General features: G+C 33.7%; 22 protein-coding genes and 1 pseudogene. 14 read left to right on the top strand and 9 right to left on the bottom strand.

Annotated features, from left to right (window positions below; translation table 11 throughout):
- The first annotated feature begins 4 nt into the window (after positions 1–4).
- The 5 genes from murB (at position 5) to J2W95_RS16555 (ending at position 4,415) form a co-directional block, all read left to right on the top strand.
- Positions 5–1,018: a UDP-N-acetylmuramate dehydrogenase gene (gene murB, locus J2W95_RS16535; protein ID WP_310008986.1), complete on the top strand. Its 1,014-nt coding sequence runs from the start codon at positions 5–7 to the stop codon at positions 1,016–1,018.
- Positions 1,019–1,066: 48 nt separating this feature from the next.
- Complete coding sequence (locus J2W95_RS16540) at positions 1,067–1,681, top strand: FMN-binding negative transcriptional regulator (RefSeq protein WP_310008988.1); 615 nt, start codon at positions 1,067–1,069, stop codon at positions 1,679–1,681.
- 75 nt (positions 1,682–1,756) lie between these two features.
- Positions 1,757–2,863 (top strand): glycosyltransferase, encoded by a 1,107-nt coding sequence (locus J2W95_RS16545; protein ID WP_310009055.1) that lies wholly within the window; start codon positions 1,757–1,759, stop codon positions 2,861–2,863.
- Positions 2,854–3,405: an RNA polymerase sigma factor gene (locus J2W95_RS16550; protein WP_116797322.1), complete on the top strand. Its 552-nt coding sequence runs from the start codon at positions 2,854–2,856 to the stop codon at positions 3,403–3,405. Before J2W95_RS16545 ends, J2W95_RS16550 begins: the two co-directional genes overlap by 10 nt.
- A 182-nt stretch (positions 3,406–3,587) precedes the next feature.
- A complete protein-coding gene (locus J2W95_RS16555) occupies positions 3,588–4,415 on the top strand; it encodes an energy transducer TonB (protein WP_310008991.1) in 828 nt (275 codons plus the stop codon).
- A gap of 85 nt (positions 4,416–4,500) precedes the next feature.
- On the opposite strand, the gene J2W95_RS16560 is transcribed toward J2W95_RS16555, so the two are convergent.
- Positions 4,501–5,361: a M48 family metalloprotease gene (locus J2W95_RS16560; protein ID WP_310008993.1), complete on the bottom strand. Its 861-nt coding sequence runs from the start codon at positions 5,359–5,361 to the stop codon at positions 4,501–4,503.
- Between the two features lie 248 nt (positions 5,362–5,609).
- Between J2W95_RS16560 and lipA the strand changes: the two genes are divergently transcribed.
- The 3 genes from lipA to J2W95_RS16575 are packed head-to-tail and all read left to right on the top strand — an operon-like array spanning position 5,610 to position 9,754.
- Entirely contained in the window at positions 5,610–6,509 is a 900-nt protein-coding gene (lipA, locus tag J2W95_RS16565; protein WP_310008996.1) for a lipoyl synthase, read from the top strand.
- A gap of 51 nt (positions 6,510–6,560) precedes the next feature.
- The gene (gene gap, locus J2W95_RS16570; protein WP_310008998.1) at positions 6,561–7,577 is read left to right on the top strand and encodes a type I glyceraldehyde-3-phosphate dehydrogenase; all 1,017 of its coding nucleotides are present in this window, start codon (positions 6,561–6,563) and stop codon (positions 7,575–7,577) included.
- A complete protein-coding gene (locus J2W95_RS16575; protein WP_310009000.1) occupies positions 7,574–9,754 on the top strand; it encodes a tetratricopeptide repeat-containing hybrid sensor histidine kinase/response regulator in 2,181 nt (726 codons plus the stop codon). Before gap ends, J2W95_RS16575 begins: the two co-directional genes overlap by 4 nt.
- On the opposite strand, the gene J2W95_RS16580 is transcribed toward J2W95_RS16575, so the two are convergent.
- Both J2W95_RS16580 and lpxK read right to left on the bottom strand, forming a co-directional pair.
- Positions 9,751–10,563, bottom strand: coding sequence for a purine-nucleoside phosphorylase (locus tag J2W95_RS16580; RefSeq protein ID WP_310009002.1), 813 nt, complete (start codon positions 10,561–10,563; stop codon positions 9,751–9,753). The two genes, J2W95_RS16575 and J2W95_RS16580, sit on opposite strands and share 4 nt — an antisense overlap.
- Complete coding sequence (gene lpxK, locus J2W95_RS16585) at positions 10,535–11,560, bottom strand: tetraacyldisaccharide 4'-kinase (RefSeq protein ID WP_310009004.1); 1,026 nt, start codon at positions 11,558–11,560, stop codon at positions 10,535–10,537. Before lpxK ends, J2W95_RS16580 begins: the two co-directional genes overlap by 29 nt.
- A 140-nt stretch (positions 11,561–11,700) precedes the next feature.
- Here lpxK and J2W95_RS16590 point away from each other — a divergent pair, with 140 nt between their 5' ends.
- From J2W95_RS16590 to rluF, 4 genes are all read left to right on the top strand, one after another.
- On the top strand, positions 11,701–12,798 hold the full coding sequence (locus J2W95_RS16590) for a Nif3-like dinuclear metal center hexameric protein (protein ID WP_310009006.1): 1,098 nt from the start codon (positions 11,701–11,703) through the stop codon (positions 12,796–12,798).
- A 3-nt stretch (positions 12,799–12,801) separates the two neighbouring features.
- A complete protein-coding gene (locus J2W95_RS16595; protein WP_310009008.1) occupies positions 12,802–13,581 on the top strand; it encodes a zinc ribbon domain-containing protein in 780 nt (259 codons plus the stop codon).
- A gap of 47 nt (positions 13,582–13,628) precedes the next feature.
- Positions 13,629–14,480 (top strand): alpha/beta fold hydrolase, encoded by an 852-nt coding sequence (locus tag J2W95_RS16600; RefSeq protein ID WP_310009010.1) that lies wholly within the window; start codon positions 13,629–13,631, stop codon positions 14,478–14,480.
- A gap of 119 nt (positions 14,481–14,599) precedes the next feature.
- On the top strand, positions 14,600–15,412 hold the full coding sequence (rluF, locus tag J2W95_RS16605) for a 23S rRNA pseudouridine(2604) synthase RluF (protein WP_310009012.1): 813 nt from the start codon (positions 14,600–14,602) through the stop codon (positions 15,410–15,412).
- Between the two features lie 47 nt (positions 15,413–15,459).
- On the opposite strand, the pseudogene J2W95_RS16610 reads toward rluF, so the two are convergent.
- The 5 genes and pseudogenes from J2W95_RS16610 to J2W95_RS16630 form a co-directional block, all read right to left on the bottom strand.
- Positions 15,460–16,386: pseudogene (locus tag J2W95_RS16610) on the bottom strand (magnesium transporter CorA family protein).
- 226 nt (positions 16,387–16,612) lie between these two features.
- Positions 16,613–17,494, bottom strand: coding sequence for a bifunctional 5,10-methylenetetrahydrofolate dehydrogenase/5,10-methenyltetrahydrofolate cyclohydrolase (locus J2W95_RS16615; protein ID WP_310009014.1), 882 nt, complete (start codon positions 17,492–17,494; stop codon positions 16,613–16,615).
- Between the two features lie 132 nt (positions 17,495–17,626).
- On the bottom strand, positions 17,627–18,979 hold the full coding sequence (gene ffh, locus J2W95_RS16620) for a signal recognition particle protein (RefSeq protein WP_310009016.1): 1,353 nt from the start codon (positions 18,977–18,979) through the stop codon (positions 17,627–17,629).
- 176 nt (positions 18,980–19,155) lie between these two features.
- A complete protein-coding gene (locus J2W95_RS16625; RefSeq protein ID WP_310009018.1) occupies positions 19,156–20,565 on the bottom strand; it encodes an HmuY family protein in 1,410 nt (469 codons plus the stop codon).
- Between the two features lie 12 nt (positions 20,566–20,577).
- Positions 20,578–22,725 carry a TonB-dependent receptor plug domain-containing protein gene (locus J2W95_RS16630; RefSeq protein WP_310009020.1) on the bottom strand — a complete coding sequence of 716 codons (2,148 nt, stop codon included), beginning with the start codon at positions 22,723–22,725 and terminating at the stop codon, positions 20,578–20,580.
- Positions 22,726–22,841: 116 nt separating this feature from the next.
- Between J2W95_RS16630 and J2W95_RS16635 the strand changes: the two genes are divergently transcribed.
- Both J2W95_RS16635 and J2W95_RS16640 read left to right on the top strand, forming a co-directional pair.
- Positions 22,842–23,753, top strand: a complete 912-nt coding sequence (locus tag J2W95_RS16635; protein WP_310009022.1) for a DUF6607 family protein — start codon at positions 22,842–22,844, stop codon at positions 23,751–23,753.
- A 16-nt stretch (positions 23,754–23,769) separates the two neighbouring features.
- On the top strand, positions 23,770–24,114 hold the full coding sequence (locus J2W95_RS16640; protein ID WP_310009024.1) for a DUF6686 family protein: 345 nt from the start codon (positions 23,770–23,772) through the stop codon (positions 24,112–24,114).
- Between the two features lie 81 nt (positions 24,115–24,195).
- Here the strand turns inward: J2W95_RS16640 and argS are convergent, their stop codons facing one another.
- Complete coding sequence (argS, locus tag J2W95_RS16645; protein WP_310009025.1) at positions 24,196–25,974, bottom strand: arginine--tRNA ligase; 1,779 nt, start codon at positions 25,972–25,974, stop codon at positions 24,196–24,198.
- Between the last annotated feature and the right edge of the window lie 144 nt (positions 25,975–26,118).

Below are 26,118 nucleotides of genomic sequence, written 5' to 3' on the forward strand. Positions count from 1 at the left end.
CTTTATGGAGATTTTAAATAATTTTTCTTTAAAAAACTACAATACTTTTGGCATCGAAGCCAAAGCAGAACAATTTGTTGCCGTTCACAGTGTCTCTGAATTGAAAAGCATTTTGGAACAAAACAAAAACCAAAAGAAATTTGTTCTTAGCGGAGGAAGTAATATGCTTTTGACAAAAAACATCGAAGCTCTAGTAATCCATATTGATTTAAAAGGCAAAAAAATACTGAAAGAAGATATCGATTATGTTTGGCTCGAAAGTCAAGCGGGCGAAAACTGGCATGAATTTGTACTTTGGGCTATAGAACAAAACTTTGGAGGTCTCGAAAATATGTCCCTAATACCAGGTAATGTCGGCACAACTCCAGTACAAAACATTGGAGCTTACGGCACTGAAATAAAAGATACGTTTGTTTCCTGCGACGCAATAAATATCGAAAATCAGGAAATGAGAACTTTTACCAAAGAAGAATGTAATTTCGGATACCGAGAAAGTATTTTCAAAAACGAGGTAAAAGACCAATACATTATAACTTCTGTTGTTTTCAAACTAACAAAACAAAACCACAAAATAAACACTTCGTACGGTGACATCACCGCCGAATTAGCCAAAAACAACATTACAACTCCTGGTTTAAAAGACGTGAGTAATGCTGTGATTGCGATTAGAAAAAGTAAATTGCCGGACCCAGCTGAATTAGGAAACAGTGGTAGTTTTTTCAAAAATCCAATACTTTTAAAATCTGATTTTGAGAAAATCCATCAAAAATTTCCAGAGATGAGATTCTTTGATATTTCTGAAACCGAAGTTAAAGTTCCTGCAGGCTGGCTAATAGAACAAACCGGTTTGAAAGGAAAACGTTTTGGAGATGCCGGAGTCCATAAAAATCAAGCATTAGTTTTAGTGAATTACGGTGGCGCAACAGGACAGGAAATTTTGAATGTTTCCAAAACTGTGCAAGAAACTGTTTTCAATACATTTGGTATACACATTGAAGCTGAAGTGAATATAATATAGATTGCAGATTTTAGAATTCAGATTACAGTAATCCTAAATAGCAAAAAAATGCACATTCCAGATATATACAAAAACGAAGATAAAGAAGCAATCAGAACCTTTCTAAAAGCAAATGCTTTTGGTATTCTAATCAATCAAACCAATGGAAAATTATGGGCAACCCACATTCCATTAGAGTTAGAAATCAACAAAGATGGCGAAGAAGTTTTGATGGGACATATCTCAAAAGAAAATCCACAATGGACCACTTTTGAATCAAACGACCAAGTTTTGGCAGTATTCACAGGGCCTCACGCTTATATATCCTCGTCCTGGTATGACCACGAGAATGTACCTACTTGGAATTATATGGCAGTTCATGTTTATGGGAAAATAAAAATCATTGAAGGAGATGCTGTAATTGATTCCTTAACCAAACTGGTGGACAAATATGAGCAAAATTCCAAATGCCCGGTTCGAGTGGCAGATTTATCAAAGAAAACAATGATGCAGACCCGAGGAATAGTAGCTTTTGAAATTAAAATAGAAGAAATTCAAGCGCAAACTAAAATGTCACAAAACCGAGATGATAAAAATCATTCGAACATTATTTCTGAATTAGAAAAAACAGAAAACCCTCAATCTATGGCTGTCGCAAAAGAAATGGCCAAATATAGAAAGTAATTACTGATTTTATATTGATAATTCACAATTGCTAATTACATTTGCAATCGTTTTTAAAAGCCAAAAAATACAATGATGCTAACCTTTACTCTATATTTTTTTATTGCAATTGTTGTTATTCAACTTTTTTATTATCTCGTTGTTTTTGGGAAGTTTTCTTTTACCAGAGCGCAGGAAATTGAAGCCAAAAATATTCCAATTTCTGTAATTGTTTGTGCCAAAAACGAAGAAGAAAACGTTATTAAATACATTCCTATATTGGCAGAACAAAATTATCCAGACTTTGAAATTGTCTTAATCGATGATGCTTCCAGAGATAATACATTAGACATTTTTGAAGAATTTGAAAAAACGTATCCGAACGTGAAGTTAGTTAAAGTAAAAAACAACGAAGCTTTTTGGGGTAACAAAAAATATGCTTTAACACTAGGAATCAAAGCAGCAAAAAAAGAATACCTGTTATTTACTGATGCCGATTGTTATCCTACTTCCAAAGATTGGATAACAGCTATGAGCTCTCAGTTTACCAAACAAAGAACCATTGTTTTGGGCTATGGAGGTTATGAAAAAATAGCCAATTCCTTTTTGAATAAAATAATCAGATACGAAACTTTACTTACCGCCATCCAATATTTTTCGTGGGCAAAAATAGGCAAACCTTATATGGGTGTAGGCCGTAATTTAGCATACAAAAAAGAAGAGTTTTTCAATGTAAATGGTTTTATCGATCATATTCAAGTTCGCTCTGGAGATGACGATTTATTTATTAATCAGGCATCAGATTCAGACAATACAACTATTGCTTATTCTCCAGAAAGCTTTACGTATTCAGCTCCAAAAACTACTTTTAAAGATTGGTTTACTCAAAAAAGAAGACATGTTGCCACTGCAAAATATTACAAAACCTTTGACAAAATACAACTAGGACTTTTCTTTAGTTCCCAACTGTTGTTTCTGTTATTACCAATCGCATTGTTAGCTTTTCAGTTTCAATGGATATTGGTATTGAGCCTTATTGGCTCTCGATATTTGATTACTTGGATAGTTACCGGATTTGCAGCTGGGAAATTAAAAGAAAAAGATGTGATGTATTGGTATCCTATTATCGAAATTATACTTATATTCACTCAAATTAATATCTTTATAACCAATATCTTCTCAAAACCTGCGAATTGGAAATAAGCAAACAAATAGAAAAAGCAAAAAAAGGAAATCAAGTTGCCTTTACTTTTCTGTTGGATTATTATTGGAATGAGGTATATGGTTTCATGCTAAAACGCACTGAAAACGAGACCACTGCCGAAGACATCACTATCGAAACTTTCTCCAAGGCTTTTGACAAAATAGCCACATACAATTCGGAATTTCAGTTCAATACTTGGTTGATTTCTATTGCTAAGAATGTACATATCGATTTAATCCGTAAAAAAAAATCGAGTCTTTTTATCGAAATTACAGACGAGCAAGATCAAACCGCCTATAATGTTGCCGATACCACCCCATCAGCAGAAGATGTATTAATTACCGAACAGAATCTTTCACAACTATTGCAATTCATCAAAGAATTGAAACCCCATTACCAAGAAGTGATTCAGTTACGTTATTTCCAGGAAATGAGTTACCAAGAAATCGCCAATAAAATAGATGAGCCCTTGAGTAATGTAAAGATCAAATTACTTCGTGCCAAAAAATTACTCTCTGAAATTATACAGAATAGAAGATAATTTTTTGTTACGACAATTCATTTATTTGTTTAATCGATGTTTATTTACAGTTAAACGATTAAACAATGAAACCAGAAAAATACTTAACATTTCGTACACTAAAATTCCTGTTATTTGCGTTAGAAGTTTAAACCAATATAGCTTATGATTTAATTATTACCTAACCATTAAATCCATGAATTATGTCTAAACTAAACATCTTCGAAACTAGCTGGATTAACCTTGTATTTGAAAACAGAAACAAAGAGTACGGCGCGTATCATTTACGCCAAGAAAACACCAAAACATCCTTTTTTGCGCTCTTTATGGGAGTATCACTTTTGACTGCTGCCATTAGTATACCAATGGTTTATAATTATCTAAATCCAGAACATCGGATTCCTTCATTAGCACCAGACTTACCTGCTGTTGTAGTTGTAGATATTGATCCTTATGTTCTGCCTGAAACAAAAGTTGAAGAAGTGGTTATCCCTGAAATCAAAAGACCAATTACACAAGGCAGCAATACTGACTTACAACTTATAAATCCACAAATCGTTCATGCTGATGCAGCAACCCCGAAAGATATTGCCTCCAACATCGAACTAAAAACCAATCCTAGTGACAGCACACCTGGAGTAGGTGGTTCTGGAGTAGGAACAACTCCTTCAACTGGCACAGCGGTAGCAAGTAGCCCTGGCATTACCGACTCTACCATTCTTACAAGCAATATGGTTGATAAAATGCCTGAATTTCCAGGTGGAATCAAAAAGTTCTATACTTATGTTGGAAATAATTTTGATAGTTCGGATTTGGAAACTGAGAATGCAATTCGTGTAAGCGTTTCTTTTGTTATTGAAAAGGACGGAAGCATGACAGATATAAAAGTCTTAAAGGACCCAGGTTATGGTTTAGGAGCGGAAGCTATTCGTGTTTTGAAATCCTTAAAAACCAAATGGTCTCCGGGTATGTATGAAGGCAAAGCAGTTCGAACATCTTATAATTTACCTATCACTATTCAACCAAATTAGATTGAATTCTAATATTATAAAAAAGAGAAAGCTGAACTTTAAAAGTTCAGCTTTCTCTTTTTTATATAGACACTAATATGAAAATTTATTTTTTCTTTTTAGTCGTAGTCTTCTTTTTGGTCGTTGTTGCTTTCTTCACAGGAGTTGTCACAGCAGGTTTTTTTACATAAAGTTTATACAAACCATCTTTCTCTGCTCTTGCTTTGGCTTCATCCGCTCTTAAACTAGAATCAGGATGAGAACTCATCATTTGATCAATAAAAGAACTTTGAGCACCTTCACTCATTTTAGCCAATATTCTAAAAGCAGATTCCTCAGCATTTACATCATATCCATTTTTTTTCATAAAATCATAGGCAAACAAATCAGCTTCTGATTCCTGTTTACGACTGTATTTACTATCAATCATTGCACTACCAATTTTAGCCAATTGACTATCGGTAACAGCTGCTACTTTAGTAGATTGCGAAGCTGCAGCATCTATCAAAGCTTCTTTTTGATACACCGCTTTCATAGCATCTCTGGAATCATGATTATTCACGTGCCCAATTTCATGGCCAATTACAGCTATTAATTCGTTATCGTCCATTACATCCATCAAACCCGAATAAACACGTACACTACCATCAGCCGTTGCAAAAGCATTGACATCTTTTGTCAGATACACTTTGTAATTTAGAGTATAGAACTCCCCTTTTGTGTATTTTCCAAAAACTTTGGCCAAACGAATGGCATAAGGATCTGTTGGGCCTGCCACTTTATTTTCAGCATCCATTTTATCAACCGCAGGTTTAGACAAAGCAGCAGCGTCGGCATCAGTAAAAGTGAATCCTGTAATTCCTTTTTGAACAGCACTCAATGCTCTTTCCCCAAAATTAATTTGTGCTTGAGCTGTTGATAATCCAAACAATATTGAAAAAGTTCCTAATAATAATTTTTTATTCATTTTCTATTTTTTATTAATTTAAAAAGGCAAATATACTATAACTGAAAAAAACAACCGAAGTCGATTTACTTTTAACATTTAAAATTCAATATCAACAAATCATGAATTAATTTGGTTACAAAAAACTTGTTTTAATGTGAAAATCTAAAAACTGACTTGAAAACCAAACCAGTTTTATCAAAATTCATAAATATAGGATTCAAATTCTAAAACTACATTCCTTATCTTTGTATCCTGAAAATTGAAATATGGAAACTGTTTTAGACAATACATTACCAGTTGGAACCCGAGGTGGAGCCGAATCGAGCGTAGCTAAGCCTAAATGGCTAAAGGTAAAACTTCCGATAGGACAAAAATACACTGAACTTCGTGGTTTGGTAGACAAATATAGCCTCAATACGATTTGTACTTCCGGAAGCTGCCCAAATATGGGAGAATGCTGGGGAGAAGGAACTGCAACATTTATGATTTTAGGAAATGTTTGTACGCGTTCTTGTGGTTTTTGTGGTGTAAAAACCGGAAGACCAGAAACTGTAGATTGGGATGAACCAGAGAAAGTTGCCCGTTCTATAAAAATTATGAACATCAAACATGCTGTAATTACTAGTGTTGACAGAGATGATTTGAAAGATGGTGGTTCAATCATATGGATTGAGACTGTAAAAGCCATTCGCAGAATGAATCCAAACACTACCCTAGAAACTCTAATTCCTGATTTTCAAGGCATTGAAAGAAACATAGATCGTATCGTAGAAGCCAATCCTGAAGTGGTTTCGCATAATGTTGAAACCGTTCGAAGACTGACTCGTGAAGTTCGCATACAAGCTAAATACGACCGAAGTTTGGAAGTTTTGAGATACCTAAAAGAAAAAGGAATCAACAGAACCAAGTCTGGAATTATGCTAGGTCTTGGCGAACAAGAAGAAGAAGTTTTTCAAACTATGCGTGATTTACGCGCAGCCAATGTAGACATTGTTACAATTGGTCAATATTTACAACCCAGCAAAAAACACCTTCCCGTAAAAGAATTCATAACTCCAGAACAATTTGAGAGATATGAAAAATTTGGTTTGGAACTAGGCTTCCGTCATGTAGAAAGCGGTCCATTGGTTCGATCTTCTTACAAGGCACAAAAACATATTTTATAAATAGTTTAATCGGTTAATCATTTAACCGATCAAACCATTAAACATATACACTTGAAAACAAGAATCGCGATTAATGGTTTTGGAAGGATTGGGCGAAATTTATTTCGCTTGCTTTTAAATCATCCGACAATAGAAGTAGTTGCCATAAATGACATTGCCGATAAAAAAACAATGGCCCATTTAATTAAATATGACAGCATTCACGGTGTTTTACCCGTCGCAGTAAGTCATGATGAAAAAGGAATTGTGGTTGATGGAAAACACTATTTATTTTTCCATGAAAAAAGCATTCCAAATCTAGACTGGAAAAGCATTGACATTGATTTCGTTGTAGAGTCTACCGGTAAATACAAAACTTTTGAAGAGATAAACGCCCATGTTTTGGCAGGTGCCAAAAGAGTAATTCTTTCAGCTCCATCAGAAGTGGATAATATAAAAACTGTGGTCTTAGGTGTTAATGAATCCATTCTTGACGGTACAGAAACTATTATATCCAATGCCAGTTGCACTACCAATAATGCGGCTCCAATGATAAAAGTAATTGAAGAACTTTGCGGAATTGAACAAGCCTACATTACTACTATACACTCCTTCACTACAGACCAAAGTTTACATGATCAACCTCATAAAGATTTACGCAGGGCAAGAGGAGCAAGTCAATCCATTGTACCAACTACAACTGGCGCAGCAAAAGCATTGACTAAAATTTTCACATCTCTGGATGGTAAAATGGGTGGCTGCGGTATTCGAGTACCTGTACCTGATGGCTCTTTGACAGATATTACTTTTAACGTAAAACATACCGTTACCATAGAAGAAATTAACAACGCTTTTAAGTTGGCCTCAAAAACCAATTTGAAAGGGATTCTAGAGTACACAGATGACCCAATTGTATCTGTAGATGTAATTGGTAATAAAAATTCATGTATATTTGATTCACAACTTACATCTGTAATCGACAAAATGGTAAAAGTAGTAGGTTGGTATGATAATGAAATTGGGTATTCCTCCAGAATCATTGATTTGATTTTATTGTTAAATAATAATAAAAATTCCCATCAAACATGAAGCACTTTTTATTATTTACTGTTTTTTTTCATTCACTGCTCTATTCTCAAATAGAGAATAAAGTAGACAGCGTTACTTATTACTCCAAAATAGCGAACGAGAATATTAAAAACAATAATTATAAAGAGGCTTTATCATACACTCAAAAATCAATCGATTATTGCAAAAGAAATAACAACATTAAAGCACAAGCTGCTCAAACATACAACTTAGGAAAAATATATTTTGACCTAAACCTTCACAATGATGCAATCGAATTATTAAGTAAAAGCATTGTATTATTTAACAAAATTTCTAAACAACCCAACGAAAAAGTAGCCAACGCCTATTACTACATAAGCTTGTCCTGCGTAGAAAGAAAAAACTACATCCTTGCTGAAAGCTCTATCCTTAAAACTGAAGAAATTCAAAAAAAATTAAAAATAAAGGATAAAGCAGATCTAATCAGACTTCAAAAAGGAGTACTCTCAAAAATAAGGGGCGACGCAGATTTAGCTTCAATTCTTTTCAACGCCATCATTGCAAAACCTGACAGCCCGGATTTAACAAATTCAAAAACAGAAGCCCTTTATCAAATGGGTATCATTGAAGCCAACAACAAAAGATACAACTTGGCTTTGAATTACTTCAACAAAGCTTTAGAATTAAATAAAGAAACTAAAAACCTAAATCAAAAGTCCGATATTTTATTAGCCTTAAGTTTGGTTTATGACAAATTACTAGACAAATCTACAGCCTATACTTATTTGAAAAAACATTTGAACCTAAAAGAAAGTATTATACTTGCAAATGAGGAAAAACTTGGTACAAATGACTATGAAATTTTCAAGGAATCCCAACAAAAAAAGGAAGAGTTATTAATCGAAAAAGAAAATAGAGAAAAAGCAAAAGCGGATAAATTTTCTAAGCTCATCAGTATTTTGGCAATTGCAATTATTTCAATTTTATCTCTTTTGAGTTTATCTCTTTACAAAAACAATATCATTCGTAATCAAACCAATACATTATTGAAAGAAAAAAATAATGAATTAATTGTAGCCAAAAACAAAGCCGAAGAGGCCTCTAGAGCAAGATCTGAATTTCTATCTACAGTAAGTCACGAACTTCGAACTCCGTTAAATGCCATCAACGGGATTACACATTTACTATTGGAAGAACATCCGAAAAAATCACAGATGCATTATTTGTCTTCATTAAAATTTTCAGGCAATTACTTGACTACCTTCATCAATGACATCTTAGAAATAAATAAAATTGAATCCAATAAATTAGAAATAGAATACATCAATTTTAGTCTCAAACAATTATTGGGAGATATCCAAAACTCTCTCAAAGAAATTGCCACCATAAACAACAATAAATTCATTCTCAATATAGATTCTGACATACCCGAAAATTTAATAGGCGACCCCACAAAACTGTCTCAAATTTTCATGAATTTAATCAATAACGCATTGAAATTCACCAACAACGGAACGATCAGTGTTCTTGCCCAATTAAAAAATTATCAAGATGAAAATGCCGCTATCTTTTTTCAAATTACTGACACAGGAATCGGAATTCCAGAAGATAAATTAAAAACAGTCTTCGAAAGTTTTTCACAAGGATCAGTAGAAATCAATAGAAAATTTGGAGGTACTGGATTAGGATTAACCATTGTAAAAAAACTAGTTCGCATCTTGGGAGGTAGAATAAAACTGAGAAGTATTGTTGGAGAAGGCTCAACTTTCTCCTTTGAATTAAACTTCAAAGTAGACAGCAAACCTTTAACAAACAAACTTATAATTAAAAATTACGATTCAGAAATCTTTAAAAACAAAAAAATATTGGTAGTTGAGGATAACAAAATCAACCAAATGATTACCAAAAAAATGTTGACAAATAAAGCAATGAAATGTACCATTTTAGATAATGGTGAAGAGGCTATACAAATGCTAAAAAATAACGCATTCGACATGGTATTAATGGATGTTCATTTGTTAGGAATCAACGGCACAATCGCAACACAACAAATTAGGGAATTTGACACAAAAACTCCTATACTTGCCCTTACAGCCATTTCATTAAATGAAAACAGAGAAATGTTACTTTCTTTTGGCATGACAGATGTAATCACAAAACCATTTGTAGCCGAAGATTTTTATTCTATCATGGCCCAAAATATAAGCGCGTCTTAATCCCTTGTAATCAATTCCCTGATGAGGGTACGCAAATGAGGTTCGGCACCTTTGGCCGCTTCTAAAACCTCATCATGTGAAATAGACAGTATGCTTTCCTCATCGCCCATATCAGTTATAACAGAAACACCAAAAGTCTCCAATTCCATATGGCGAGCCACAATTACCTCCGGAACCGTTGACATCCCTACGCAATCTGCACCCAAAATCTTAACCATTCTATATTCCGCTAAGGTTTCGAATGTTGGCCCTTGCAGTCCTAGATAAATTCCATCATGAACTTCTATGCTTAATTCTTGTGCAATTGATTTTGCCTTAGCAATCATTTTTAATGAATACGGCTGGCTCATATTCACAAACCTTGGCCCAAAACGTTCATCATTTTTACCACGCAAAGGATGTTCAGGCATAAAATTAATATGATCTTTAATAATCACAATAGAACCCACTTTATAATTTGGATTTACTCCTCCCGAAGCATTCGAAACTATTAACTTTTCAACTCCTAAATACTTCATTACCCGAACTGGGAAAGTCACTTCTTTCATCGAATACCCTTCGTAAAAATGAAAACGCCCTTGCATGGCAACCACTTTTTTTGTTCCAATAGTTCCAAAAACTAATGCCCCTTTATGACCTTGGACAGTCGAAACTGGGAAATTTGGGATCTCCTCATACGGCAATGTATGATCAATGGTAATATCATCTGTAAATCCACCTAATCCAGATCCTAAAATCACGCCAAATTCAGGAATGAAATTAATTTTATCTTTAATATAACTAACGGTTTCTTGTACTTTGTCCCACATAATTCAAAATATTTTTATCAAAATTGTCACTATCTGAAAGAAACAAACTTTTTATAGGTAAAAAATAAAGCTGTTCACTTAAAATACTTCCTTTCAAACGCACATAATCTTTTTCGGTTGTTATAATAATCTTGCCACCAGCTTTTTTCTTAATTTCCTGTAATTCGCTTTCGCTAAAATGATGATGATCTGGAAAAGTCAAACAGTTGTCATATTCATTTTTTAAATAAGCAAAAAACGATTCAGGCTTTGCTATTCCGGCCAAAAGTATTTTATCCATCCCTTTTAATTCAGTAACTTTTATCGTTTTTTCGTCAGAATAAACAACATCATCATAATCAATAAAGGTAAAGAACAAACTTTGATTTGAAGAGAGATTCAGTTGCTTTTTTATACTATTTTGATCATCAAAAGAAAGGTTTGAAGGACATTTTGTAACAATAACAATATTGGCTCTTTGCGCTCCGCTTCTACTCTCTCTCAAGTTTCCTGTAGGCAATATAAAATCATTGCAATATAAATCACCATAAGAAGTTAGCATAATATAACAACCCGCTTTTACTTTTCGATGCTGAAAAGCGTCATCCAACAAAATAATTTCTGGCGAATTTGAACTAGCTAACAATTGCTCGATTCCATTCTTTCGATTGGCATCAACCGCAACCTGAATATTCTTAAACTTTTGATAAAATTGAAATGGTTCATCTCCCAATTCTAAGGCATTCGAAGCTGAATTAGCCAAAACAAAGCCTTCAGATTGTCTTTTATAACCTCTACTTAAGGTCGCCACTTTATATTTATCCGAAAGCAACCGAATTAAATATTCTATTTGAGGTGTTTTTCCAGTTCCACCCACACTCAGATTTCCCACAGCAATAATGGGTAAATCAAAAGAATAAGATTTTAAAACCCCTATATCGAAAAAAAAATTCCGAATACTGGTAATAAAGCCATACAAAATAGAAATTGGGAACAATATTTTTCGCAGTAAATTCATTTTACGAAAGTATAATATTTTATCTTTGAACGGAAATTATTAAAAACAAACTAATAATAACTTTACAGATTAATTTCAAATAAATTACGTTATTAATTTATAAAACACAGATTAGTAAATACCCCGAAAAGATTAAAAAAATGAGTACAATAAAAGAAATTCTTTCTGTTCTTGAAGAAATGGCTCCATTGGCTTATGCCGAAGATTTTGACAATGTAGGCTTAATAATAGGAGACGAAGATACTGAAGCAACTGGCGTCTTAGTTTGTCATGATGCTTTAGAAAATGTGATTGATGAAGCCGTTGCTAAAAAATGCAATTTAATTGTTTGTTTTCACCCTATCTTATTCAATGGAATAAAGAAAATAACAGGGAAAAATTATGTAGAACGTGCTATCCTCAAAGCCATAAAGAATGACATTTCCATTTATGCAGTCCATACCGCACTTGATAATCACCCAGAAGGTGTAAATAAAATATTTTGTGATACTTTAGAACTGATAAATACTCAGATTCTAATCCCAAAACAAAATCACATCCGAAAGTTAGTTACCTATACCATTAGAGATAATGCCGAAAAAGTTCGAAATGCTTTATTTGAAGCTGGAGCGGGAAGCATTGGTAATTACGATAAATGCAGTTTCAACTCCGAGGGAACTTTTACCTATCAAGGTAACGAAAAAAGTGAGCCAACCATCGGAGAAAGAGGTGTGATGTCCAGAGGAACCGAGGTAAAAATCGAAGTTGTTTATGCAAAACATCTAGAAGCCAAAATCATAAAAGCTTTAAAGGAAAATCATATTTACGAAGAAGTAGCAACTGAAATCTACAATATGAAAAACACCTTTAAACATATTGGTCTAGGTATGATTGGCGAACTAGAAGAACCAATGGATGAAAAGGATTTTCTACAGTATGCCAAAGAAAAAATGGGAGCCAATGGAATTCGCCATTCTGCCTTTACAGGAAAAAAAATAAAAAAAGTAGCAGTCTTAGGCGGATCTGGAAGTTTTGCGATAAAAAATGCCATTCAAGCCGGTGCTGATGTTTTTTTGACGTCCGATTTGAAATATCATCAATATTACGAAGCCGAAAATCAACTTTTATTAGCCGATATTGGACATTTTGAAAGTGAACGCTATACAAAAGAGTATATTGTTGATTATCTTAGAAAAAAAATCCTTAATTTTGCAATCATTTTATCGGAAGAAAATACAAATCCAGTTAAGTACTTATAGAATATGGCGAATACGAAAGAATTAAGTGTTGAGGACAAGTTAAGAGCAATTTACGATTTACAACTAATTGACTCTAGAATTGACGAAATCAGAAACGTTAGAGGAGAACTTCCTTTAGAAGTTGAGGATTTAGAAGATGAAGTTGCAGGTTTAAGCACTCGTTCAGAGAAATTGAAAGGGGAATTAGAAGTTATCGAAAACCTTATCAAAGAAAAAAAGAATGCAATTGACGAACACAAAGAAGCTGTCAAAAAATACACTAAACAACAAGAAAGCGTTCGTAATAACCGCGAATTCAACTCTTTGACTAAAGAAATCGAATTTCAAGAATTAGAAATTCAATTAGCTGAAAAGCAAATCAAAGAAATGAAAGCTTCTATCGAGCATAAAAAAGAAGTGATTTCTTCTTCAAAAGAGAGATTGGAATCTAAATCATCTCACTTGAAACATAAAAAATCAGAATTGGATGCTATCATGGCTGAAACTCAAAAAGAAGAAATCTTCTTAACTGAGAAATCTGCAGAATATGAAGCATTAATTGAAGATCGTTTATTGGTAGCCTACAAAAGAATCAGAAGCAGTGTTCGTAACGGACTAGCAGTTGTTTCTATCGAAAGAGGTGCATCAGCAGGATCATTCTTTACAATTCCACCACAAACACAAGTAGAAATTGCTTCTAGAAAGAAAATCTTAATCGATGAGCACTCTGGAAGAATCTTAGTCGACAGTGTTTTGGCTGAAGAAGAAAGAGAGAAAATGGAACAATTGTTTTCTAAATTCTAAAAAAATCTAAGCCTCGAAATTCGAGGCTTTTTTTATACCCCCATATTTTGAGCCTAAAAAAAAGCATCCGATTTCTAACTGTCAAATCCGTTGGTCTTTACATCAACCTACTCAGTTTGATTCAACCCAAAAAGGCATTACAACTATCCTATGCCCTTTTTACAAATCCCAGAATTGGAAAAATACCCAATGACCAGCTTCCAGAAATTCTGCAAAACACAATCAAAGAAACGTTCCAGCACAACGAACACCAGTTTCAAACCTATACATGGGAAGGAAATAATACAAAAATCCTTTTAGTTCACGGTTGGGAAAGCAATTCGGCTCGCTGGGAAAAAACCCTGCCCTATCTACAAAAATCAGGAAGTACCATCATAGCAATTGATGCACCCGCTCACGGACAAAGTAGCGGCAAGGAATTCAACGTACCACGCTATGCCGAGTTCATCAACAAAGCTGTCGAAAAATACAACCCAAGCATCATCATTGGTCACTCCATAGGTGGTGCAGCCTGTGTCTATCATCAATATTTACACCCTGAAACCAGCATTGAAAAAATGGTGATTCTAGGTGCTCCTTCCGATTTGAAGACATTAATCGACAACTATATCCAAATGTTGAGCCTCAATCGTAAAATGTTCACACTTTTGGAAAAACGCTATTTGGAAAATTTCAATTTCAAACTAGAGGATTTCTCCGGTGGCGCATTTGCAAAACACATCAAGATAGAAGGAATCATTGCCCACGATACCACCGATACTGTAGTCGCATTTGAAGAAGGCCAAAAAATTGCAAGCGGTTGGAAAAAAGGACGTTTCATTACAACCAAAGATTTAGGACATTCAATGCACGACGATAAGTTGTACCAAGAAATATATCGCTTTTTATTTGAAAAATAGTTTTTTAGATCATTAGATTAATAAGCCATAAGAGTATGAGTTTTTAAATCAAAGTCTCAAATTAAATAATTATCTGAAAGGAGAAATCGAACAATCTAAAAAAAGACTATTTTTGCAGTATGGAAGAAAATCTAAAACGCCTCAATAAATTCATAGGAGAAACGGGCTATTGCTCCCGTCGCGAAGCAGATAAATTTATAGAAGAAGGTCGAGTAACCATCAATGGAGTGGTGCCAGAGCTGGGAACCAAAGTTTCACCGGATGACGAAGTACGCATAGACGGAAAACTAATCCGTGAGAAAAACGAAAAACCCGTTTATCTGGCATTTTATAAACCGGTAGGAATAGAATGTACCACCAATCTGGAAGTTCGCAACAACATTGTAGATTACATCAATTACCCAAAACGTATTTTTCCAATCGGTCGATTGGATAAAGCTAGTGAAGGCTTAATTTTCATGACCAACGATGGAGATATAGTCAACAAAATATTACGTGCCAGAAACAATCACGAAAAAGAATATACTGTAACAGTAAATAAACCCATAACCGATCGTTTTATAGAAAGAATGGGAAATGGAGTGCCAATTTTGGACACCGTTACCCGTAAATGTAAAGTAGAACAGATCAGTAAATACATTTTCAAAATCATTTTGACGCAAGGATTGAATCGTCAAATCCGTAGAATGTGTGAGTATTTAGGTTATGAAGTTACCGCCTTAAAACGCATCCGAATTATAAATATTTCACTGGACGTTCCAGTAGGTCGTTACCGTGATTTAACCGATGCAGAGATAAAGGAACTAAATGAATTAATAGAACCTTCCAGTAAAACAGAGGAAGCCAGCTTACCAAAAGCAGAGCCTCAAAAAAGAAGAACCGAATTCATCAAAAGAGATGACCCTCGATTTAAGAAAAGAGGAGATTATTAAATACTAAAAAAGCCGTTTCAATTAAATGAAACGGCTTTTTCTTTATATCAAAACCAACGTTTTCTTTTGAATAAAAACACCCCAAAAGTAGAAAGTAAAACGGAGACAAATATAATGATTGCCATACCGTAATTATTCCCTTCAAGGTTATTCGGCACATTCATCCCATACAAACTAGCGATTACAGTGGGAATCATTAAAATGATGGAAATGGAAGTCATTTGCTTCATAATCATATTCATATTATTGGAAATCACAGAAGCATAAGCATCCATCATTCCTGATAGGATATTACTATAAATATTTGTCATTTCCTGTGCTTGACGCAATTCAATTTCTACATCTTCAAGCAAATCAGGATCATAAGATTCATACTGTGCCTTTAAATTCTTGATTCTGTGAAGCAATATATCATTACCTTTCAAAGAAGTTACAAAAAACACCAGTCATTTTTCTATTTGAAGCAATGCCTGTAATTCTTCATTTTTGATGGATTGTTCCAGATTTTCCTCAGCCAATTTTATCTTTTGATTAACTTGCTTCAAATATTTCAAATACCAAACACTCGATGACAAGAGCAATTTCAAGACCAAATCAAAATAATCTTTGATGTCTTTATTTTTACGTTGAGTGTAGATTACAAAATCAGAAAGCATTTCTGTTTTATAAAAACTAATGGTGACGCAAATTTCTCCTTTAAAAACAACTCCAACCGGAATCGTATTAAAAGGCAATTTCACATTATTTGTACTTACTGGAATTCTAATAATTATCAAAGTCCAACCGTTCTCAACTTCTATACGCGGTCTTTCGTCAATATCCTCAATATCATTGTAGAATTCTTCAGGAACTTGTAATTCTTCTAAAAGGTATTTTTTTTCTTCTGAAGTTGGACATTCAATATTAATCCAGCAGTTTGGAGTCCACTCTTTAGATTCGATTAATCCGTTATTGTTTTTGTAAAAAGCTTTCATTTCAAAATTCTATAGGTTAAGTTATAGCATCTTGAATGTTTTTCAAGTGCTTTATTCTTTCAATCTTTCCGAATAATAATCGTCCATGGGGTTGTTTATTTTAAGTTTTGCAAAAGTATTCTTTATATTTTTAAAAAATTAATAAGTCTCTATTAATTATTTAATTCTTAAGACAAAAAAACCTCAAACTTTCGTTTGAGGCTAATTATTATGGCTGAAATATTTTTTATTTTCTGCTTCTGATTTCTCTTGCCAAAAGCGTATTTTTCAACAACATGGCAATAGTCATTGGCCCTACTCCTCCTGGAACAGGTGTTATAAAAGATGATTTCTTGCTTACTCCATCAAAATCAACATCACCTGTGATTACATATCCTTTCGGGTGAGAAGCATCTGCCACTCTTGTGATACCCACATCGATTACTACAACTCCATCTTTCACCATATCGGCTTTTAGGTAGTTTGGAACACCAAGAGCTGTGATGATGATATCAGCACTTTTAGTATACTCTTCAATATTTTTAGTTCTACTGTGAGTAAGTGTTACTGTAGAATCGCCTGGATAACCTTTACGACTCATCAAGATACTCATTGGTCTTCCCACAATATGACTACGCCCAATAACTACGGTATGTTTACCTGCAGTTTCTACTTTATATCTCTCTAACAATTCCATTATTCCAAATGGAGTTGCTGGTAAAAATGTTTCCATATCCAAAGCCATTTTTCCAAAATTAGCAGGATGAAAACCATCCACATCTTTTTCAGGATCAATAGCCATCAATATTTTTTGCTCGTCGATATGTTTTGGCAATGGCAATTGAACAATATAACCATCCAAATTATCATCTTCATTTAATTCCTTAATCTTTGCAAGCAATGTCTCTTCAGTAATATCGGCAGGTAAGCTAACTAATGTAGATTCGAAGCCAATCTGTTCACAAGAACGCACTTTACTTCCCACATAAGTTAAACTTGCTCCATCAGTTCCAACAATTACGGCAGCCAAATGAGGTACTTTTTCCCCATTATCTTTCATTGTTTTTACTTTTGCGGCAATTTCATTTTTAATATCCTGCGATGTTTTTTTTCCGTCGAGTAGTTGCATTTTCTTTTAAGTTAAATGTTTTAAGTTAGAAATGTGAGAAGTTTAAATCTCTCTTTTATGAATATAGTTATAAAATTTAAGGTCTAAAATTCCAAGCGACTTGAAACTTTAAACCTTAAAAAAAAAAATTATTTATCTCGGCATTCCGCCTGGCATTCCTTTCATGCCTCCCATCATTTTCATCAGGTTTTTTCCGCCTGGACCTTGCATCATCTTCATCATCTTGCTCATTTGCTCAAACTGCTTCATCAATTGATTTACTTGCTCGATTTTTGTCCCAGAACCTTTGGCAATTCTAGCCTTCCTTTTTACATCAATTAATGCTGGTTTGCTTCTTTCAATTGGAGTCATTGAATGGATAATCGCCTCAATATGTTTGAAAGCATCATCTTCAATTTCGATATCTTTCATTGCTTTGGAAGCACCCGGTATCATTCCTACCAAGTCCTTCATGTTACCCATTTTTTTCACTTGCTGAATTTGAGACAAGAAATCATCAAAACCAAATTCGTTTTTAGCAATTTTCTTTTGGATTTTTCTAGCTTCGTCTTCGTCATATTGCTCTTGCGCTCTTTCCACCAACGACACGACATCTCCCATACCAAGGATACGCTCAGCCATACGATTTGGATAGAAAACATCAATTGCATCCATTTTCTCACCAGTACCTACAAACTTAATTGGTTTGTTTACTACCGATTTAATAGAAATCGCAGCTCCACCACGAGTGTCACCATCTAATTTGGTTAAAACAACCCCATCAAAATTCAAAATATCGTTGAATGCTTTTGCTGTATTCACTGCATCCTGACCTGTCATGGCATCCACAACAAATAAAGTTTCTTGTGGTTGAATGGCTTTATGCACTTTTGCAATTTCGTCCATCATTTCTTTATCGACAGCCAAACGACCGGCAGTATCGACAATCACCACATTGAATCCATTTGCTTTTGCATGTTTAATTGCATTTTGTGCAATTTCAACTGGATTTTTATTTTCTGGTTCAGAGTATACTTCAACAGCAATAGAATCTCCTACAACATACAATTGCTGAATAGCTGCCGGACGATAAATATCACAGGCAACCAAAAGCACTTTTTTATTCTTTTTTGTTTGAAGATAATTAGCCAATTTACCAGAAAAAGTAGTTTTCCCAGATCCTTGTAATCCTGACATTAATATAACAGATGGTGTACCTGAAAGATTAACTCCTGCAACATCTCCACCCATCAATTCAGTAAGCTCATCTTTGACTAACTTTACTAATAATTGTCCTGGCTGTAATGTTGTTAATACATCCTGACCAATCGCTTTTTCTTTTACTTTGGTAGTAAAATCTTTGGCAATTTTAAAATTGACATCGGCATCAAGTAAAGCACGACGTACTTCTTTCAAAGTTTCGGCTACGTTTACTTCTGTGATTTTTCCGTGTCCTTTTAATATATGAAAGGCTTTGTCTAGTTTATCGCTTAAATTATCGAACATAATTGTATTTCTCTTTAATTAAGGCGCAAATTTAATGATTTGATATTGAAGTTTAAATAGTATTAGAAATAAAAAAGCAATTGTTTTAAAATAAAATTCAAAACAATAAAAAGAGGCCAGATAAATCCAGCCTCCTTTTTCCAAAAACAATAAAAACTAACTAAAATAGACTATATTTATTTTAAGATGGCGTATTGAAATTTAGGAAATCCTCTTTCCCCAGTTTCACTTGCTCCACCTGTGAATTTCAATTTATAAACATTTCCTGCTGGATCTCTAACAACAAAGAAACGATCTGTTTTTAAAACAAACTGAGATACTGGTGTGCCATTTACAGTAACACTAGTACTTCTCCAGTTTGAACCAATGTTTCTTTGATCTGTAGTAAACTTAGCAGCATCTACATTTGCCAAAGTAAAATTGTCATAAGTAACCGCATCAGTTACAAGAACCTGATATGTCAATGCACCTCCTTTTAGATTATTCAAAACATAGTCTGGATAGAAATATGGTGTAGGTGTTGCTCCAGGAATAATGTTTGTAAAAGTTGTAAATGAGATATCCCATTGTGTTTTTTGGGGTTCAACACTAACTGTTTTTTTGTCTAACAAACTAAAAAAAGTAAAGTTGTAAGCAGCATTTTTAGAAATTGTAACTTCACTGTGAGTCGTTGCATCAATATCAGCATATTGAAACTTATAATCATTTCCGCTTTTCAATACTCTAATTTTTTTCCAACCTCTAGAAGTTCCGGAAGCAGCACCTTCTTTTCCTAAAGCTGGAGCTGTCGTAGCAGGATTACTTCCCATATTGATTAAATAAACTTTATTTTCAGAATCAGTAGCAGAAACCTCTGCAATTACTGTTTTTAAAATATTCCCTGAAGCATCATCGATTTGAGAGGCAGATCCTTGACCTTGATTAATAAGCATAGTATCATCAGCGGCTTGAACCTCATCAATATTAGTGCTTGTTAATTGTTTAGCAGACATTTTTACAGAGCTATTTAGCACTATTCTAAAATCAGAACCACTATAAAAACCTAAATCCCAAGAAGTTCTTACTGCTTTTGTCATAGCCCCGCTGCTTAAATCAATATAAACCTGATTTGGTTGATTAGCACCTCCTACTTCGGCAGCCAAAGCAGTCCCTAATGAAGGAGTTTCGTTAAAACTAACTTGAATCGAATTGTTCGCCCCTATTGTAGTATTAGCAGTAGCACTAGTAATCGTGAAAACAACTTTTTTCACTTCGCCTTCAATAGCATCTTTTAGTTTAGTAAAAGTAAAAGTTACTGAGCTAGCATTTTTTTCAAAAGGAACTGTAACAGTTTTTGATGTAGCTGCTGGCGAAGTACTAAAATCAGTACCGTAAACAACACCCGTTTCTACAAACGAGATTGTTAATGAACCCGCTTCGGCAGCTGGTTTATCAAATTTCACTTCAATAGGAGTAGTAGCTTCACTCAAATTTATGGAAGTTGTAGCAAGAGCAACTGAACTAATTACTGGTGCATCGTCGTCATTATTACATGCTGTAAAAGCAAGTAAAACAAAAGAAAGAATTAAAATAAAGTTTTTTTTCATGGCAATTATATATTAATTAAAATTAAGGTTATACGTGAGTTTAAGAAAATAAGAGCGTCCATATCCTAATAACAAATCTGAACCACCAGAAGTATGAGCTCCACCAGTTCCTCCATTTTGAATAAGCTGTACACTTTGAATATCAAACAGGTTTCTAGCTCCAGCGGTCACTTCCAGTTGATTTTTAAAAAATGTTTTTCTAACCGAAGTATCCATCCAACTATATGGTTTTACTTCATTCAAAAAGAATTTGGCATCACCATTCTCATCAGTTCCCGCGACAAACTGCTGCTGTTGTCCGTTGTATTTATAATAAAGAGCGAATAAAGTATTCCACTTTGGAATGTTATATGAAATACTGGAATTTAGCTGTAAAGAGTACAAGAATTTATCATCTGATGTGATATTCAAAGCCGCTAAATCCAATTTTTGTGAAATTCCAACCAAGGCCGCTCCTACTTTTACATTCCAATTTTTATAAGTATATTGTTCAGTGGTCGAAACATTCCACATTTTATATTTATTGATATTGACATACTTATAGTTTAATGTGGGAGTCGTTTGAGTTAACACCATATCGATTCGATCATCGACATCCAAAAACGTAAGGGCAATATTGTTCGCAATTTGACCACCTGAATTTAAAAGACAATCCCTTTTAAAACTCAGTTCATATGAAGTACTGTTTTCTGGAACTAATTCCGGATTACCCTGCATATTATGATTTGAATCTACAAAATAGGTGTACAATTCATCAAAATTAGGGGTACGAAATGATGTTCCTATCGAAGCTCTGGTTTCTAATCCTTTCTTGAAAATATAGCGTAATCCTAAAGAACTTGCATATTGATTATCAAAAGCGGATTGAAATGAATACCGAATTCCTGGGCGCACAGAAAATTTATCAGACAGATTAATTTCGGCAACAGTAAAAATATCGTAGTTGTCTAATTCTTTTTCAACATTTTTAAGCTGTTGAAGGTTATCAAAAAAAAGCCCAGCTATAGCATCATAAAATCCTTTCTCATTTGTGATCTCATAACCCAATTGAAAATCTACTTTTTTGGTATTAAAAAAATTGCTCAAAGTTCCTGTAGAATACAAAACCTCTTTTGATTGATAGGTAGCTCTAGTATTATCAAACTCTTCTTGAGTCTCCAACTGGTAATTAAACTTCTCTAAATCACGTTCTTGTTTTTGATGTGAAAGCGAAACATTATAATTTAATTTAGAAAATAGTTTCCCATTAGAATTTAAATGATGGTAAAAACGATTCGTAAAATAACGCTTGTCTTTAGCATAATAGGTTTCTGGAAAAGGATAATTATCTTGTGGATTTAATATTGGATTATAATAATTAACCTCTTCCCCGTAATAATCAAACTTGTAAAAAATATTAAAATTATTTTTTTTATAACCCAACAAACCATTTCCAACAAACTGTTCCTTTGGCAACCAGCTGTACCCTCTCAACCCATCGTTGACGCTATAGTCTTTTCCCTTTTTATCATCAAAAAAACCTGCAAAATTATTGTGATTTGCGCCTACATTGCCATACCAATTTTCATTAAAATTATGAGCAATCTTAAGCGCTTGGATATGTCTTCCTTTATCAAAAAGAGCGTATTCATCTCCAACTGTTTCCTCTTGAACGGTAGCACTTATTTCCCATTTTTTAGTAGCTGCTTTTTTAGTGATAATATTTAAGATTCCGCTTACTGCATTGGCTCCGTGTGTTACTCCCATTGAGCCTTCAATAATTTCGATTCGTTCTACATCATCAAGATTTACTTGTGTCAAATCAACATTAGTTCCCATTCCCGTATCACTAACCAAAGGAATATTATCTACCAAAATTTTAAAATATTGGGCATCCAATCCAAACATTGAAACAGTAGATCGACCATCGCTTCCGCTATTTTGAACGGTGATATTTAAGTACTGATTTAATACATCCGAAAGATTATTCGCTGCTAGTTGCTTAATATCTTCTTTTGAAATAACACGAACATTAAAGACCGACTTCTTTATTGATTGTGGCCCCAGTTGCCCAGTAACAACTACTTCAGCAAGTTTATTTGCTACAATACTATCCTTTTCTTGTGCAAATGAGATGTGACAAAAAACGAATGTTACAATAAGAGTAATTTTACTTTTCATTTATTTTATTTAGAAGCATTCTTAATAATTTTTGACAAATATATGCCTTATTTTTATTTGTTCTAAATAAAAATACTATTTTTGTCAAAAATTATTATTCATTAAAAACTAACCCTATGAAAATCAAAGCAATTCTTTTTTCAATTGCATTATTAACAAGTCTAACTGGTAAAAGCCAAGATTTAAAGAAGCAACAAGACATCAATTCAATCAAATCAATGTGTGGTTGCTATGAGGTAAAATTCAACTTCATTGAAACTTTTAAATATTCAAAAGACAGCATCAATTACAAACCATCGGCAACTAAACACGATAGCGGACTGGAATGGGTGGAATTGGTGGAAAACCAACCCAACAAAATTGTATTGCAACATTTATTGATTGTTGGAAAGGAAGAAAATGACATTGTTAAGCACTGGAGACAAGATTGGCTGTATGAAAACACCGATTTGTATTCTTTTTACAAAGACCAAACTTGGAAATTCAACAAACTACCAACTAAAAATGTAAAAGGACAATGGACTCAAAAAGTATTTCAAGTAGATGACAGTCCAAGATATGAGGGTTCTTCAAGTTGGGTTCATGTCGATGGAAAAGACTATTGGATGAACACAACTGATGCTCCTTTACCAAGAAGAGAACACACTAAAAGAAACGATTACAACGTTCTTAAAAGAAGAAACATTCAGGAAATAACTCCGTTTGGATGGATACACGAGCAGGATAATGACAAAATCATTAGAGATGCTAATGGAAAAGATGTTTTATTGGCACAAGAAAAAGGAATGGACATTTATACCAAAGTCGATGACAACAAATGTAAATTGGCTCAAAATTGGTGGGCTACTAACAGCGAACTTTGGATAAAAGTTAGAAGCAAATGGGAAAAAGTTTACGCTAGTAACAAAGATTTATCATTAGAGAAAAAAGTAAACAAAAAATCACTTTTCTCAGTTTTATTCGATTTAAAACCAACCGCAACCCAAGCAGAAGTTGATGCTATAATTGATTCTTTTGTGATCAAATAATTAAAATTTTAGAATTATGTGCAATCTAAAAGTATTAAATCGAACCTCAAATGGGATTCTGTTGTATTGCCAACATAGAGATATGTATCAATTGCTGTATAACAATTTGACCTTTGATTTGAGTGGCATCGAAATGACCAGTTTTGCCAATTATTTGGACCAAATTGACATTGATTATTGGGAAAGGGAATACAAAAATTCAATTTATGAAAAGAAGATTCCAATCCCGACTTTACAATCTAACTTCATTATTCTACTAAACAGAAAAGAAGTGGACGAATTACGCTTTTTGGTGGATTGTGTCAGTGAAGATAGAATTCTAAAACCAATTGAAATCAATTATCAGATTATTTCAAATTAATAAAATAAACATAGAAATAGCACATAAAAAAAATCCGTCTCGTTCAAAAACGAGACGGATTTCTAATTTTATATCCAATAATTACATTCTCTCTGGAACATTTATACCTAGTAAACTAAAGGAATCAGCAATAACATCTGCCACTTTTTTGGACAACTGCACTCTGAATATCTTTTTATCCAAATCAGTTTCTCCAAGAATTGAAACGGCTTGGTAAAAAGAGTTGTATTCACGAACCAAGTCATATGTGTAATTAGCAATCAAAGCAGGACTATGATTGTTCGCCGCATTCTGAATCACTTCTGGAAATAATTCAAGTTGTTTTACCAATTCTTTTTCCTTTTCGTGAAGCTCTTCAATTCCTGCATTGGCAACAAAATCAAAATCGGCTTTGCGAATAATTGATTGGATTCTGGCATAAGTATATTGAATGAAAGGTCCTGTGTTTCCTGCAAAATCAACAGATTCTTCTGGATTAAACAAGATTCGTTTTTTTGGATCGACTTTCAAAATATAATATTTAAGAGCTCCAAGACCTATTGTATTGTATAATTTTGATTTTTCTTCAACCGAGTAAGAATCTAATTTACCTAAATCTTCGGCAATTTTTTGCGCTGTATCGGTCATCTCCTGCATCAAATCATCCGCATCAACTACAGTTCCTTCACGGCTTTTCATTTTCCCAGAAGGTAAATCTACCATTCCGTACGATAAATGAAATAGACTAGAAGCCCAATCAAAACCTAATTTTTTCAGAATCAAGAACAATACTTTAAAGTGGTAATCTTGCTCATTTCCTACCGTGTAAACCATTCCGCCAACATCTGGCATGTCTTTCACACGTTGAATCGCAGTTCCAATATCTTGAGTCATGTAAACTGCTGTTCCGTCAGAACGCAATACAATCTTACGATCTAAACCTTCATCAGTCAAATCAATCCAAACAGAACCATCTGGATCTTTTTCGAAAATCCCTTTTTCTAAACCAATTTGAACTACATCTTTCCCTAACAAATAGGTATTGCTTTCGTAGTAAAAGCTATCAAAATTAACTCCTAGATTTTTATAAGTAGTAGCAAAACCATCATAAACCCATTGGTTCATGCTTTTCCAAAGTTCGATAACTTCTGGTTTTCCATTTTCCCAATCCAAAAGCATTTGCTGTGCTTCCAAAATGATTGGAGCAGATTTCTTAGCTTCCTCCTCGGTTTTTCCAGCCTCCATCAATTCGGTAATTTCTACTTTGTAAGCTTTATCAAAAGCCACATAATAGTTACCAACCAATTTATCGCCTTTCAATCCCGTAGATTCTGGAGTTTCTCCATTTCCAAATTTTTGCCAAGCCAACATTGACTTACAAATATGGATTCCTCTATCGTTGATGATTTGTGTCTTATATACTTTTTTACCCGAAGCCTTAATAATTTCAGCTACAGAATATCCCAATAAATTATTACGAACGTGTCCTAAGTGCAACGGTTTGTTGGTGTTTGGAGAAGAATACTCTACCATCACCGCCTTGTCATTTACCGAAGGAGTTACAAATCCGAACTTATCCTCACTTCTAATTCCGTTGAAGAAATTCAAATAATATTGATCTGCAATCACAATATTTAAAAATCCAGATACCACATTAAAACGCGCTACTTCTGAAACATTTTCTACAAGATAATTTCCAATTTTATTTCCTAATTCAACAGGATTGCTTTTTACCAATTTTAATAATGGAAAAATAACCATCGTAATATCGCCTTCAAACTCTTTTCTTGTGGTTTGAAACTCTACTTTATCAATGCTTACTTCAAACAAAGTTTGAATTGCTTTCTCTATAGATGGGGTAAGAATATTGGATAATGACATGTATACTTGATTTTTTTAAGTGTGCAAATATAAGGCTTATTCACCAAATATCGAAAGTGAAGAATAACATATTCTCATAGCAGCGAAATCGTACAAATACTTACTAAATGTTATTTTATAATTATCCCTAGCATTTTATAAAAT

This window comes from Flavobacterium granuli, from assembly GCF_031456055.1.
GTDB lineage: Bacteria > Bacteroidota > Bacteroidia > Flavobacteriales > Flavobacteriaceae > Flavobacterium > Flavobacterium granuli_A.

Excerpts from the sequence above, each read along its gene's own strand:
- murB (WP_310008986.1), top strand. The coding sequence starts at position 5 with ATGGAGATTTTAAATAATTTTTCTTTAAAAAACTACAATACTTTTGGC.
- J2W95_RS16540 (WP_310008988.1), top strand. The coding sequence starts at position 1,067 with ATGCACATTCCAGATATATACAAAAACGAAGATAAAGAAGCAATCAGA.
- J2W95_RS16545 (WP_310009055.1), top strand. The coding sequence starts at position 1,757 with ATGCTAACCTTTACTCTATATTTTTTTATTGCAATTGTTGTTATTCAA.
- J2W95_RS16555 (WP_310008991.1), top strand. The coding sequence starts at position 3,588 with ATGTCTAAACTAAACATCTTCGAAACTAGCTGGATTAACCTTGTATTT.
- J2W95_RS16560 (WP_310008993.1), bottom strand. The coding sequence starts at position 5,361 with ATGAATAAAAAATTATTATTAGGAACTTTTTCAATATTGTTTGGATTA.
- lipA (WP_310008996.1), top strand. The coding sequence starts at position 5,610 with ATGGAAACTGTTTTAGACAATACATTACCAGTTGGAACCCGAGGTGGA.
- J2W95_RS16575 (WP_310009000.1), top strand. The coding sequence starts at position 7,574 with ATGAAGCACTTTTTATTATTTACTGTTTTTTTTCATTCACTGCTCTAT.
- J2W95_RS16580 (WP_310009002.1), bottom strand. The coding sequence starts at position 10,563 with ATGTGGGACAAAGTACAAGAAACCGTTAGTTATATTAAAGATAAAATT.
- lpxK (WP_310009004.1), bottom strand. The coding sequence starts at position 11,560 with ATGAATTTACTGCGAAAAATATTGTTCCCAATTTCTATTTTGTATGGC.
- J2W95_RS16590 (WP_310009006.1), top strand. The coding sequence starts at position 11,701 with ATGAGTACAATAAAAGAAATTCTTTCTGTTCTTGAAGAAATGGCTCCA.
- J2W95_RS16595 (WP_310009008.1), top strand. The coding sequence starts at position 12,802 with ATGGCGAATACGAAAGAATTAAGTGTTGAGGACAAGTTAAGAGCAATT.
- rluF (WP_310009012.1), top strand. The coding sequence starts at position 14,600 with ATGGAAGAAAATCTAAAACGCCTCAATAAATTCATAGGAGAAACGGGC.
- J2W95_RS16615 (WP_310009014.1), bottom strand. The coding sequence starts at position 17,494 with ATGCAACTACTCGACGGAAAAAAAACATCGCAGGATATTAAAAATGAA.
- ffh (WP_310009016.1), bottom strand. The coding sequence starts at position 18,979 with ATGTTCGATAATTTAAGCGATAAACTAGACAAAGCCTTTCATATATTA.
- J2W95_RS16625 (WP_310009018.1), bottom strand. The coding sequence starts at position 20,565 with ATGAAAAAAAACTTTATTTTAATTCTTTCTTTTGTTTTACTTGCTTTT.
- J2W95_RS16630 (WP_310009020.1), bottom strand. The coding sequence starts at position 22,725 with ATGAAAAGTAAAATTACTCTTATTGTAACATTCGTTTTTTGTCACATC.
- J2W95_RS16635 (WP_310009022.1), top strand. The coding sequence starts at position 22,842 with ATGAAAATCAAAGCAATTCTTTTTTCAATTGCATTATTAACAAGTCTA.
- J2W95_RS16640 (WP_310009024.1), top strand. The coding sequence starts at position 23,770 with ATGTGCAATCTAAAAGTATTAAATCGAACCTCAAATGGGATTCTGTTG.
- argS (WP_310009025.1), bottom strand. The coding sequence starts at position 25,974 with ATGTCATTATCCAATATTCTTACCCCATCTATAGAGAAAGCAATTCAA.